This is a genomic window from Brevundimonas sp. (assembly GCF_036400995.1).
Lineage (GTDB): Bacteria > Pseudomonadota > Alphaproteobacteria > Caulobacterales > Caulobacteraceae > Brevundimonas.
The window spans coordinates 1-12,398 of sequence record NZ_DASWWG010000101.1 but is presented as its reverse complement, the minus strand read 5'-3'; the positions used below and the strand labels follow the sequence as shown (position 1 = coordinate 12,398).

Here is a 12,398-nt window from a genome sequence, read left to right as displayed (position 1 = left end):
GGGAGCGCGGTCCGATACAACGCGGGGCGATAGGCCCCCGCTCGCAGGCGGCTCATATAGGGATTTCGGGGCCGCGCATCAATCTCGCTTTCGGCAGCGCACCATGGATCGTGCTGCGACGCGTTCGCCCGTTACGCGACGTTCATTTGACCGCAAGCCCTGCCGCTCTATGGTCAAAATGTGGCCATGACCCGGCCCGCGCCTGAGACGACGTGTCGAGCCCATGAAGCAATTCTTCCTCACCATGGGCGGCGTGTTTGCGGCGCTGTTCCTGTTCTTCGTGGTCATTCCCTTCGTCTTCCTGTCGATCGCCGTGGCGTCGCTGAGCTCGAAGGAGCCGACCCCGTCGAATACGGTGCTGGAGCTGGACCTGCGCGAGGGGCTGAGCGACCAGACGCCGACCAGCCCGTTCTCGGTGTTCGGCGGCGCCGGGCTGTCGACGATGCAGATCGTCGAGACGCTGGCCCAGGCCGAGAAGGACGACAAGGTGAAGGCCCTGCTGATCCGCCTGCCGGAAGCCGGGATCACCCCGGCCGCGGCCGACGAGATCCGTCAGGCGGTCCGCCGCTTCCGCCGTTCGGGCAAGGTGGTGATCGCCCACAGCCAGGGCTTCATGCCGGTCGGGACCACGGTGTCGAGCTATATGGTCGGCGCCTCGGCGTCCGAGCTGTGGATGCAGAACACCGCGAACTTCCAGCTGGCCGGCTTCTCGTCGGAGACGGTCTTCCTGGGCCGGGCGTTCGAGCGGTACGGCGTCGAGCCGCAGTTCGAGCAGCGCTACGAGTACAAGAACGCGGTCAACGAATACACCGAGAGCGACTACACCGCCGCCCATCGCGAGGCGACGACGGCGTGGATGACCTCGATCTATGACAGCGCCCTGACCCATGCGGCGCAGGACCGCCGCCAGACGCCGCAGCAGCTGAAGGCGACCATCGAGGCGGGCCCCTATTCGGCCCAGCAGGCCCTGCAGAACCGGCTGATCGACAAGATCGGCCAGGCCGAGGAGGCCGAGGCCGAGATCAAGCGCCGCGCCGGTCGCGGGGCCGAGATCATGGACTTCCACGACTATGCGGCCTCGGTCGGCGAGCGCGGCGGCTCGGGCCGCGACGCCATCGCCATCGTGGGCGGCGAGGGCGGGATCGTCACCGGTCGCGACAACGGCGGCAGCCCGTTCGGCGGCGGCGCCTCGATCGCCTCGGACCTGACGGCCAAGGCCATCTATGACGCCATCGAGGACGACGACGTGAAGGCCATCGTCTTCCGCGTCTCGTCGCCCGGCGGGTCGCCGGAAGCGTCGGAGCAGATCCTGGCCGCCGTGCGCGCGGCCAAGGCGGCGGGCAAGCCGGTGGTCGTGTCGATGGGCGACTATGCGGCGTCGGGCGGCTACTGGATCAGTTCGGAAGCCAGCTGGATCGTGGCCCAGCCCTCGACCCTGACCGGCTCGATCGGCGTGTTCGGCGGCAAGTTCGTGCTGGCCGACGCCCTGGGTCGGTTCGGCGTCGACATGCGCCACCTGAGCGTGGGCGGCGAATACGCCGACGCCTTCTCGCCGTCGCAGGAATTCACCCCGGCCCAGCGCGCCGCCTTCGCGGCCCAGATCGACCGGACCTATGAGGAGTTCATCGCCCGCGTCGCCGCCGGTCGTCGCCTGCCGCCCGCCCGGGTGCGCGAGATCGCCCGCGGCCGCGTGTGGACCGGCGCCCAGGCGCACGGCATCGGGCTGGTCGACCAGTTGGGCGGCCTGGAGGAGGCCATCGCCAAGGCCCGGTCGCTGGCCGGGATCGGGGCGAACGTCGACGTCCGCTTCAAGCGCTATCCGGAGCCGTCGTCGCCGTGGGAGGCCCTGTCCAAGGCGTTCGGCGTCTCGAGCGAGGCCGCGCGCGTGCTGGTCGGCATCGGCGGGGTGATGAACGACCCGCAGGCCGAAGCGGCGGTTCGTCGCATCGAGGCCGACCGCCAGCGGGCGGCGGGCGCGTCTGTGCTGGCGGATACGCCCTATTGAGAGGGCGGCGCGGCCGGCCGGACACTCGCCTGTGAAGCGTCGGCGCATTGACCCAGGGCCCTCGCGGACCGACATTGGAAGTCCGGCGTTGTACGCAGCGCCCCTGCAGGTGACGTCATGACCCCTTCCGACCAAATGATCTTCGGCGCCGCCGCCCGTCGTCCGTCCAACGGACTGCTGGGACCGGTGGTGTGGCTGTGCGGCCTGATCGCGACCCTGGTCGCCATGGCCGTGGGCGCCGTGCTGGCGGTGGTGACGGCCGCCGCGGTGGCGGTGATCGCCCTGATCGCGGCGGTGCTGGTCTTCTTCGCCGGCGTGGCCATGCGCGCCCGCCGCGCCATGACCCGTCGCAACCGTCGCGCCGGTGACGAGGTCATCGAGGCCCGCAAGGAGGGCGACGCCTGGGTCGCCTACGGCTGGGAGCGCACGGGCCGCTAGGCCGTCGTCCCCATGCTGATCGTCAAGGACGCACCGTCCCCCAATTTCGACGCCCGCCGCGGTCCTCCGGACATGCTGGTGCTGCACTATACCGGCATGCAGACCGCCGAGGCCGCGATCGCGCGGCTGTGCGATCCCGAAGCCAAGGTGTCGGCCCATTATGTGGTCGATGAGGACGGCGCGATCCTGCGGCTGGTGGCCGAGGCGCGCCGGGCCTGGCACGCGGGCCGGGGCGCCTGGCAGGGCGAGACCGACTGCAACGCCGCCTCCATCGGCATCGAGATCGTCAATCCGGGCCACGAGTTCGGCTATCGCGACTTCCCCGAGGCGCAGATCGCCTCGGTGATCAGCCTGATCTCGGACATCCGCACACGCTGGACCATTCCCGACGCGCGGATCATCGGCCACTCCGATCTGGCGCCCGAGCGCAAGCAGGACCCGGGTGAGCGCTTCCCGTGGAAGCGGCTGGCCGGGCTGGGTCACGGCCTGTGGTTCGAGCCGGCGCAGGAACGGATCGCCGCGTTGGGCGCGCCGCTGGGGCCGGGCGACGAGGGCCTGGGCGTGATCGTGCTGAGGGCCGGTCTGCACCGGCTGGGCTATGCGCTGCAGCCGGGCGGCGACTATGACGACGCGACCCGGCTGACCGTCGAGGCCTTCCAGCGTCACTGGCGTCCGGGGCAGGTGGACGGGATCGCCGACGGTGAAACCCGCGCGACCCTGATGGGGGTGCTGCAACTGGCGACGGCGGAGAGCACGACCGGGGTGCTGAACTAGGACGTCGAGCGGTCCTGGAAGGGGCCGAAGATGCGCAGGACCACCACGGTTCGGTTCTGCTCATCAAGCCGATAGATCATCCGATATCCACCGACCGTGCGTTGCCGCACACCATGGTCCTCGAGCGGCCAGCGACCGGGGCTGATTTTCAGGTCCTGAATAGCCGCAAGAATGTCGGCGTATCGCTGATGAGCGCGAACTCCGCTTCCCGGTTGGAATAGCCAACGACGGGCGTTGGCGAGGTCGGCCCGGGCCGTGCCGGGGAAATCGACCCGATAGCGGGCTGTCACCCGGCCTCACGCACCATGGCGGCTTTGACCGCAGCCAGTTCGCTCTCGAGGAAGGCGTCAAGTTCTTCGCCGGTGATGTACCGCCCGGCAGCCATATCGGCGTCGGCTTCCGCGATCCGCTCCAGCTCCCACGCCAGACGCGCCTCGCGTTCGGCCGGGGTCTCGGTCGCGAGGTCGAGGGGGTATTTCGGGGCGGGCTGGGCCATGGGCGTAGCCTAGCACAATCGGATGCGGTCGGCAGCATGCGGGCGACTAGCGCGGCCGGAGCGCCTCGCGCAGCTGGTCGGCCACGCCGTCGTCATCGCCGCAGATCCAGATGACCGAGCCGCCCGCGCCGTCGGGAGTCCGGGTCGTCTCGCGACGGCATCCCGGCTCGCGCCGCGCGGGCGGCGGCGGCGAGGGCGGGGCGGCCGCGGGGGCGGCTTCCAGGGTGAAGAGATCATCGAACGTCGCCTGGCCCGTGCGCGCCCGCTCCAGGGCGGCGGCCCGCTCGAGCCGGGCGGCCTCGGCGGCGGCGCCTTCATCCGTGAGGATCTGCCGGACGCAGGCGTCCGTCGTCACCCCGGGCGACAGGGGCAGGCGATCGCAGCGCCGCCGCAAGTCGTCGATGCGGGCGACCCGGACGGGGTCCTCGCGCAGGAGGCGGTGCTGGCAATCGCGGTCGCGCTCCCCGGGCTGACGGTTGGCGGGGGGGAAGCAGAAGGCGGCGATCTGGTTCGGCGTCATGGCCGGCGCGAGCAGGGCGTCGATGTCCGGCTCCGCCTGCGGCGTCAGCGTGGCGAGGACGGCGGCGAGACTGATCAGCAGCATGGGAACCCCCTCCCGATTTCGCCGAGCATGGGGCGGGGCGGGCGCGGGGCCCACTGACCGCATCTGACGATCCGATTTGACCCGTCGCCGCATCTGGCGCATCACGCCCCCGTCAGACGGCCGGGCGGTCGCGGCGGGGCTTGCTCCGTCGAGGAAAGTCCGGGCTCCACGGTGAAAAGGCGGCGGGTAACGCCCGCCCGGGGTGACCCGAGGGATAGCGCCACAGAAAGCAAACCGCCTGCCTCGCGAGGCAGGGAAGGGTGAAAGGGTGGGGTAAGAGCCCACCGCGGGACTGGCAACAGGACCGGCATGGCAAGCCCCGCCTGGAGCAAGACCGAATAGGGATGTCGCGTGAGCTTCGGCTCACAGGGCTCACCGCCCGAGAGCATCCGGGTAGGTCGCGAGAACCGGTCAGCAATGGCCGGTCCAGAGGAATGATCGTCACCGCCTTCGGGCGGAACAGAACCCGGCTTACAGGCCGTCTGACCATTATTTTGGCCCTAGCGCTCGCGACGCGGTCGCTCGCTGCTTGAGGGCGGGCCGCAAAGCGGCCGAACGCTCGAAATTTCTTTGTTCGCATGGGATCGCCATCGCGCCGTGGCGGCGGACTGTCTGCGCGCCTGATTAACCGCTTGGATCGAAAGGGCGGGCAGGATCGGTCCACCGTCATCCACAGGTGGATTGTTCGCTGTATGTTCCGGTTTTTGCTGAATTTTGGAGCAGCTTGACCGTTAACGGGCGTCAACTAATCCCATTGAGGCCCATTCAATCCCATGCTATCCCATCTCTGCAGTAGGGGTGGTCGCGCCTGCGGGCGTTTCGTCGGGATTTTCAGGGACAGGCCGAGAGGTCTGATTGGGGCAGGGCGTGTTTCTCTCGACCTATGAGAAACAATTGGACGGCAAGCGCCGCCTGCTGATCCCGCAGGAGTTCCGCACGGCCGACAACGGCGCCGAGCACGGCGTCTTCTGCTTCTTCTCGATCGAGTCCGATTGCCTCGAGGCTGGCGGCGACAAGCTGATGGCCGAGTACGTCTCGATGATCGAGGAGCTGCCCTTCGGCGACGACCTGCGCACCGCCCTGGAAGAGACCTTCTACGCCGGGCAGCGCCCGCTGTCGTACGACGGCGGCGGCCGGATCACCCTGCCGGAAGCCCTGTGCCAGGAGGCCGGGCTGGGCGAGGACGTGGTCATCGTCGGCCTGGGCTCGCGCTTCCAGATCTGGGACCGCGCCCGCTGGAACGCGCGCCGCGAGGAGCGCCGGGCGCTGGCGCGTCAGGCCGTGCGCGAGCGCGGCGAGGCCGGGCGTCTGGCCCTGCGCGCGCGCCGTCCGCAAGGGGAGGGCGCATGACCTCTCCGCACGCGCCGGTCCTGCTGGACGAAGTGATCGAGGCCTTGGCCCCGCGGAAGGGCGACGTGATCATCGACGCCACCTTCGGCGCCGGCGGCTATACGCGCGCCATCCTGAAGACCGGGGCGACGGTGATCGCGCTGGATCGCGACCCGACGGTGCAGGTCCACGCCGACGCCGTGGCCGACGACTATCCCGACACCTTCCGCCTGATCCGCACGCCCTTCTCGGGCCTTGCCGACGCCTTCGCGCAGACGGGCGCGGCGAAGCTGGACGGGGTGGTGTTCGATATCGGCGTGTCGTCGATGCAGCTGGACCAGGCCGAGCGCGGCTTCTCCTTCATGCGCGACGGGCCGCTGGACATGCGCATGTCGGATGAGGGCGAGACGGCCGCCGACATCGTCAACACCTGGGACCACGGCCCGCTGGCCCATATCTTCAAGCTGTACGGCGACGAGCGTCAGTCGGGCCGGGTGGCGACGGCCATCCTGCGCCGCCGGGTCGAGCGGCCGTTCAGCCGCACGCTGGATCTGGCCGAGGTGGTCGAGAAGGCCCTGGGCGGTCGTCGCGGCGCCGCCATCCATCCGGCGACCCGGGTGTTCCAGGCCCTGCGCATCGCGGTGAACGACGAGCTGGGCGAGCTGCGCGCCGGGCTGGAAGCCGCCGAGGCGACGCTGGCGCCGGGCGGGCGTCTGGCTGTGGTGACCTTCCACTCGCTGGAAGACCGGATCGTGAAGGCCTTCCTGACCGAGCGCACGGGCAATGCGCCGGGCGGATCGCGCCATGCGCCGGTCGCCGTGGAGACGCGCAAGCCGAGCTTCACCCTGAGCTTCAAGGGTGCGGTCGAGGCGGGCGATGCCGAGCTGGCCGCCAATCCGCGCGCCCGGTCGGCCAAGCTGCGCGCCGCCGTCCGCACCGACGCGGCGCCGTGGGGGAGGGTCGCCGCATGAACGCCGCCGTCGCCCGTCGCCTGCTGGACCGCCTGTTCGCCTGGAAAATCCGCGGCATCCGCTGGATCGAGATCATCGGCGTCCTGCTGGTCGCGGCCATGATCTTCTCGGTCTATCTGGCCAAGGCCGCCGCCGCCCGCGAGGGCGCGCGCATCGCCGAGCTGGAGCGTGAGATCGGCGAGAGCGGCGAGCGCGTGCGCCTGCTGAAGGCCGAGGTCGCCCGGCTGGAGCAACCGGCCCGGCTGGAGGCCCTGTCGCGCGAGGCCGGGCTGGGCCCTGTCGACATGAAGCGTCAGGCCAGCGAGGACAATCTGGGCGCGCTGAAGCCGGTCCCGGCCCCCGCGCCCGTCGCGCCGCCCGTCGCCGCGCCCGCTCCGGCCCCGGCCGCCGACGGCGCCGCCGAACCGGAAGCCACCGCCGCGGAGGGGATGCGATGAGCGTGCATGATCCCCGCGCCTGGGAGCGCCCCGCGTCGCGTCCGGCCAACCCGATCCCCTACGGCGTGCGCCGCCTGACGCCGTCCTGGCGTTGGCTGACCGAGGCCATGTGGTGGGTCGAGCACGCCTTCGGCCGGGCCCGCGCCAATGCGCGTCCGGACGAGGACACCCGCGTCCGCATCTTCCTGATCCTGTCGGTCTTCTCGGCCATCTTCTGCGCCCTGGCGCTGGGTGCGGCCAATGCGGCCCTGCTGAAGCCGAAGGGCGCGGCGGGGCTGTCGTCGAACCCCAATGCGGTGTCGCGCGGCGACATCGTGGATCGCAACGGGGCCCTGCTGGCGACCAACATCACCCACTACGGCCTGTACGTGAACCCGAACGAGATCTGGGATCCCGAACTGGCCGAGGCCCAGATCCGCCGCGCCCTGCCGCGCGTGCCGGTCCGCAAGCTGCGCGACGTGCTGTCGGGCGACAAGCGCCGCATGGTCGTCGACCGGCTGACCCCGCAGGAGAAGTCGGCCATCCACGCCCTGGCGCTGGGCGGGGTGACGTTCGAGCCGGAGGACCGCCGCGTCTATCCGCTGGGCAGCTCGGCCCGGCACATCCTGGGCGTGGTCGACACCGGGGCGCAGGGCATCTCGGGCTCGGAGCTGGCCTTCAACGACGAGATCCGCACCGCCGGCGAGACCGGCGGCAGCTTCGCCCTGTCGATCGACCTGCGGGTGCAGGGCGTGCTGGAGAACGAACTGGCCGCCGCCGCCTCGGCCGTGCAGGCCAAGGGCGCCGTGGGCGTGGTCGCCGACGCCTCGACCGGCGAAATCCTGGGCATGGCCAGCTGGCCGACCACGGACAGCCTGAACCGCGTCACCTCGGGTCACTACGAGATGGGGTCGGTGTTCAAGACCTTCACCATCGCCGCCAGCATCGACACCGGCCGGGCGGACATGAACACCATGTTCGACGCCTCGCAGCCGTACATGATCGGCCGCCGCCGGATCACCGACTTCCACGCGACCAACAAGATCCTGAGCCTGGAAGAGGTCTATCTGCACTCGTCCAACATCGGCACCTCGCGCATGGCGGTGGAGCTGGGGCCGCAGGTGATGCGCAACTATTTCGACCGGCTGGGCCTGCTGGACGCCGCGCCGATCGAGCTGCACGAGTCGGCCCGTCCGCGCCGTCCGCAGAACTGGGAAGACTCGACCCGCGCGTCGATGTCGTTCGGCTACGGCATCATGATCACCCCGCTGCAGATGACGGCGGCGACCGTGGCCCTGGTGAACGGCGGCCTGTACCGCCCGCTGAGCCTGCGCCGCGGCGGCACGGGCGCCGAAGGCCGCCGGGTGGTCTCGCCCCAGACCTCGCACGACATCCGGGCCCTGATGCGCGCCAACGTCCTGCGCGGTTCGGGCAAGACCGCGAATGCGCAGGGCCTGCGCGTCGGCGGCAAGACCGGATCGGCCAACAAGCTGGTCAACGGCCGCTATGACGCGCGTCACGGCGTCGGTTCCTTCGCCGCGGTCTTCCCGACCGACGGGCCCGAGACGACCCGCCGTTATGTGGTGTTCGTGCTGATCGACGAGCCGGCGATGGGCTCGCAGCTGGGCGGGGCCGTGGCCGCCCCGACGGTGGGCCGCGTGGTCGACCGGATCGCAGCCTTCCTGGGCGTGGCCCGGGTGGCTGATCCGCTGCCCGTGCCGATGGCGGCGCCGCGATGAGCGCTGTTCGCCCCTCCGTGAAATTGTCAGAACTGCTGCGTCGCGACGTGTCGAGCGACCCGGTGATCACCGGCGTCACCGCCGACAGCCGCAAGGTCGCGCCCGGATCGCTGTTCGTGGCCCTGCCGGGGACCGCCGCCGACGGTCGCGCCTTCATCCCGCAGGCCCTGTCGCAGGGCGCCGCCGCCGTCCTGGCCCCGGCCGATACGGATGCGGCCCTGGCGCCGGTGCTGGTGACCTCGGGCGACGTGCGCCGGGCCTACGCCATCGCCGCGCGCAGCTTCTACGGCGCCCAGCCGAAGACCTGCGTGGCCGTGACGGGGACCAACGGCAAGACATCGGTCGCCGCCTTCTGCCGCCAGATCTGGGCGGCGCTGGGCCTGATCTCCGCGAGCATGGGCACGCTGGGGGTTTTGAAACAGACAGGTAACGTTAATCACGCCTTGACGGGCCCGGGCCTGACCAGCCCCGACGCCGCCGACGCGGCGCGCCTGCTGGCCCAGCTGGCGCAGGAGGGGGTGACCCATCTGGCGCTGGAGGCCTCGTCGCACGGGATCGACCAGCGCCGTCTGGACGGGGTGACGCTGAAGGCCGCGGCCTTCACCAACCTGACGCAGGATCACCTCGACTATCACGGCGACATGGACGGCTATCGCGCCGCCAAGCTGCGCCTGTTCGATACCCTGCTGCCGCGCGGGCGGACGGCGGTGCTGAACGCCGACAGCGACGCCTATTCGGCCTTCGCCGCCGCCAGCATCACCTCTGGCCTCGGCGTGATGGGCGTGGGCGAGCGCGGGCGCGATCTGGCGCTGGTCGCCCGGCAGGCCGTGCCGGAAGGGCAGCGGCTGACCATCGACGTGCAGGGCGAGCTGCACGAGTTGCTGCTGCCGCTGGCGGGCGCCTTCCAGGCGTCGAACGCCCTCGTGGCGGCGGGCCTTTGCATCGCCGCGGGCGAGGACGCCGGGCGGGTGCTGGCCGCCATGGAGAAGATCGAGGGCGCGCAGGGCCGCCTTGAGCGTGTTCCGGGTTCGGCCGGGCAGGGTGAGGTCTACGTCGACTACGCCCACACGCCGGACGGGCTGGAGACGGTGTTGAAGGCGCTGCGTCCGCACGCGACCGGCCGCCTGATCGTGGTGTTCGGCGCCGGCGGCGACCGCGATCGCGCCAAGCGCCCGCTGATGGGCGAGATCGCGGGGCGCCTGGCCGACATCGCCATCGTCACCGACGACAATCCCCGCTCGGAAGACCCGGCCTCGATCCGCAAGGCGGTGCGCGAGGGCTGTCCCGACGCGCAGGAGATCGGCGACCGTCGCCGCGCGATCCAGCACGCCGTCGCGCTGATGCGTGAAGGAGATGTGGTGGTGATCGCCGGAAAAGGGCATGAACAGGGGCAAATCGTCGGCGGAGTGACCCATCCCTTCGACGACGCCACCGAAGCCGCCGAAGCCCTGCGTATCCATGCCTGAATCCTCTCCCCTCTGGACGTCCGCCGAGATCGAGGCCGCGACCGGAGGAAGTCTGTCCGGCGCCCCGTTCGAGGCGACCGGCATCACCTACAACAGCCGTGAGATCGTCCCGGGCGACCTGTTCGTGGCGCTGAAGGGCGCGCGCGACGGGCACGACTTCGCCGAGATGGCTTTCTCGAACGGCGCGACCGGGGCGATCACCGAGCGCCGGGTCGACGGACCCTGCGTGGTCACCGCCGACACCCTGAGGGCGCTGGAGGGGCTGGGCGTCTTTTCCCGGGACCGGGCGCCGCACGTGAAGCGGGGCGCGGTCACCGGCTCGGTCGGCAAGACCAGCGTGACCCAGGCGATCAAGGCGGGCCTTGATCTGGCCGGTCCGGCCCACGCCTCGATCAAGAGCTACAACAACCACATCGGCGTTCCGCTGACCCTCGCGCGGATGCCGCGCACGGTCGAGCGGGCGGTGTTCGAGATCGGCATGAACGCGCCGGGCGAGATCGCGCCGCTGTCGAATTTCGTCCAGCCGCACGCCGCCTGCGTGACCACGGTGGGGCCGGTGCACATCGAGGCCTTCGCCGACGGCGAGGCGGGTGTGGCGGCCGAGAAGGCGTCGATCTTCGACGGCCTGATCCCCGGCGGAGTGGCGGTGGCCAACGGCGACGTGGCCTTCTCCGCCGTGCTGTGCGACCGGGCCAAGGCCGTGGGCGCGCGGCTGGCCACCTTCGGCAGCGACGCCGGGCACGACGCCCGCCTGCTGGACTTCCAGCCCTTCGAGGGCGGGGCGCGGGTCAGGGCCGAGCTGTACGGCAAGGCGCTGGACTATGAGCTGGCGCAGTCGGGCTTCCACTGGGGCCTGAACAGCCTGTGCGTCCTGCTGATGCTGGATGCGCTGGACGTGACGCTGGAGACGGGTCTGGAGGCGCTGGCCCAGTTCCGTCCGCTGGCCGGGCGTGGCGAGACCACGACGGTGCGGGCCCCGGGCGGGGCCTTCACCCTGATCGACGAGAGCTACAACGCCAATCCGCTGTCGATGGCCGCGGGCTTCCGCAGCCTGGGCGCCAAGCCGGTGACGGCGGGCGGCCGGCGGATCGTGGTGCTGACCGACATGCTGGAGCTGGGCGAGCAGTCGCGCGCCCTGCACGAGGGGCTGGCCGCCCCGATCGACGCCGCCGGACTGGATCTGGTCCACGCCGCCGGTCCGGAGATGAGGCGTCTGTACGATGTCCTGCCCGCCGCGCGACGCGGCCTGTGGCGCGAGACCGCCGCCGAGCTGGCCGCCGAGGCGGCGACGCTGGCCGGGCCGGGCGACATCGTGATGGTCAAGGGTTCGAACGGGTCGAAGGCTTCGCTGGTCGCGAAGGCTCTCGCCGCGCTGGGGGAATAAGAGCGTGTTCTATCTGCTGTATCTCTACTTCCAGGACGTGGCGCAGGATTACCCGCTGCTGCACCTGATCCAGTACCAGACGGTCCGCGTGGCGCTGGCCATGGCCACGGCCATGATCGTCGCGGTGGCCATGGGCAGCCGCTTCATCGCCTGGATGCGGGTCAAGCAGGGCAAGGGCCAGCCGATCCGCGAGGACGGCCCGGTCAGTCACCTGTCAAAGGTTGGCACCCCCACCATGGGCGGGCTGATGATCCTGGCAGGCATCGCGGTGGCGGTGCTGCTGTGGGGCGACCTGACCAACCCCTACATCTGGATCGTGTCGGGCGTGACCGCCGCGTTCGGCGTGCTGGGCTTCATCGACGACTACGCCAAGGTGACCAAACAGACCTCGGCCGGGCTGACCTCGAAACAGAAGCTGCTGGCCCAGACCATCGTGTCGGTGATCGCGGGCGTGCTGACCGTTCTGTGGATGACCTATTCGCCAACCTCGCCGGGGCTGGAGACGTCGATCGCCTTCCCCTTCTTCAAGGCGGTGCTGCTGAACATCGGCTGGTTCTATGTGGTCTTCGCGGCCTTCACGATCGTGGGCTTTTCCAACGCGGTGAACCTGACGGACGGGCTGGATGGCCTGGCCATCGTGCCGGTTATGCTGGCGGCGGGCGCGTTCGGGATCATCAGCTATCTGGTCGGCAATTTCGTCTTCGCGGAATACCTTCAGGTCCATCATGTGCCCGGCTCGGGCGAACTGGCGATCTTCTGCGCGGCCATCATCGGCG

Annotated in this window: 13 protein-coding genes and 1 other RNA gene; 11 read left to right on the top strand and 3 right to left on the bottom strand. The window is 70.4% G+C overall.

Features of this window, described 5'->3' with window-relative positions; genetic code table 11:
• Positions 1-223 precede the first annotated feature (223 nt).
• The 3 genes from sppA (at position 224) to VGE03_RS13835 (ending at position 3,217) form a co-directional block, all read left to right on the top strand.
• A complete protein-coding gene (gene sppA / locus VGE03_RS13845; RefSeq protein WP_331047059.1) occupies positions 224-2,005 on the top strand; it encodes a signal peptide peptidase SppA in 1,782 nt (593 codons plus the stop codon).
• 117 nt (positions 2,006-2,122) lie between these two features.
• Complete coding sequence (locus tag VGE03_RS13840) at positions 2,123-2,443, top strand: hypothetical protein (protein ID WP_331047058.1); 321 nt, start codon at positions 2,123-2,125, stop codon at positions 2,441-2,443.
• A 12-nt stretch (positions 2,444-2,455) separates the two neighbouring features.
• Complete coding sequence (locus VGE03_RS13835; RefSeq protein ID WP_331047057.1) at positions 2,456-3,217, top strand: N-acetylmuramoyl-L-alanine amidase; 762 nt, start codon at positions 2,456-2,458, stop codon at positions 3,215-3,217.
• Here the strand turns inward: VGE03_RS13835 and VGE03_RS13830 are convergent.
• From VGE03_RS13830 to VGE03_RS13820, 3 genes are read right to left on the bottom strand one after another with little or no spacing between them, the layout of a single operon-like run.
• A complete protein-coding gene (locus VGE03_RS13830) occupies positions 3,214-3,507 on the bottom strand; it encodes a type II toxin-antitoxin system RelE/ParE family toxin (protein WP_331047056.1) in 294 nt (97 codons plus the stop codon). The two genes, VGE03_RS13835 and VGE03_RS13830, sit on opposite strands and share 4 nt — an antisense overlap.
• A complete protein-coding gene (locus VGE03_RS13825; protein WP_331047055.1) occupies positions 3,504-3,713 on the bottom strand; it encodes a hypothetical protein in 210 nt (69 codons plus the stop codon). The genes VGE03_RS13830 and VGE03_RS13825 overlap by 4 nt, the downstream gene beginning before the upstream one ends.
• Before the next feature lie 46 nt (positions 3,714-3,759).
• Positions 3,760-4,317 (bottom strand): hypothetical protein, encoded by a 558-nt coding sequence (locus tag VGE03_RS13820; RefSeq protein ID WP_331047054.1) that lies wholly within the window; start codon positions 4,315-4,317, stop codon positions 3,760-3,762.
• Between the two features lie 112 nt (positions 4,318-4,429).
• Between VGE03_RS13820 and rnpB the strand changes: the two genes are divergently transcribed.
• From rnpB to mraY, 8 genes are all read left to right on the top strand, one after another.
• Positions 4,430-4,807, top strand: an RNA gene (gene rnpB / locus VGE03_RS13815) — RNase P RNA component class A.
• A 377-nt stretch (positions 4,808-5,184) separates the two neighbouring features.
• Positions 5,185-5,667, top strand: coding sequence for a division/cell wall cluster transcriptional repressor MraZ (locus VGE03_RS13810; RefSeq protein ID WP_331047053.1), 483 nt, complete (start codon positions 5,185-5,187; stop codon positions 5,665-5,667).
• Positions 5,664-6,617 carry a 16S rRNA (cytosine(1402)-N(4))-methyltransferase RsmH gene (rsmH, locus tag VGE03_RS13805; protein WP_331047052.1) on the top strand — a complete coding sequence of 318 codons (954 nt, stop codon included), beginning with the start codon at positions 5,664-5,666 and terminating at the stop codon, positions 6,615-6,617. The genes VGE03_RS13810 and rsmH overlap by 4 nt, the downstream gene beginning before the upstream one ends.
• Positions 6,614-7,054 (top strand): cell division protein FtsL, encoded by a 441-nt coding sequence (gene ftsL / locus VGE03_RS13800; RefSeq protein ID WP_331047051.1) that lies wholly within the window; start codon positions 6,614-6,616, stop codon positions 7,052-7,054. The genes rsmH and ftsL overlap by 4 nt, the downstream gene beginning before the upstream one ends.
• Positions 7,051-8,772, top strand: coding sequence for a penicillin-binding protein 2 (locus tag VGE03_RS13795; protein WP_331047050.1), 1,722 nt, complete (start codon positions 7,051-7,053; stop codon positions 8,770-8,772). The genes ftsL and VGE03_RS13795 overlap by 4 nt, the downstream gene beginning before the upstream one ends.
• Positions 8,769-10,238, top strand: a complete 1,470-nt coding sequence (locus VGE03_RS13790; RefSeq protein ID WP_331047049.1) for a UDP-N-acetylmuramoyl-L-alanyl-D-glutamate--2,6-diaminopimelate ligase — start codon at positions 8,769-8,771, stop codon at positions 10,236-10,238. The genes VGE03_RS13795 and VGE03_RS13790 overlap by 4 nt, the downstream gene beginning before the upstream one ends.
• Positions 10,231-11,622, top strand: coding sequence for a UDP-N-acetylmuramoyl-tripeptide--D-alanyl-D-alanine ligase (locus tag VGE03_RS13785; RefSeq protein ID WP_331047048.1), 1,392 nt, complete (start codon positions 10,231-10,233; stop codon positions 11,620-11,622). Before VGE03_RS13790 ends, VGE03_RS13785 begins: the two co-directional genes overlap by 8 nt.
• A gap of 4 nt (positions 11,623-11,626) precedes the next feature.
• Positions 11,627-12,398, top strand: a 772-nt coding sequence (mraY, locus tag VGE03_RS13780) for a phospho-N-acetylmuramoyl-pentapeptide-transferase (RefSeq protein WP_331047047.1), incomplete at its 3' end; no start/stop codon positions are given.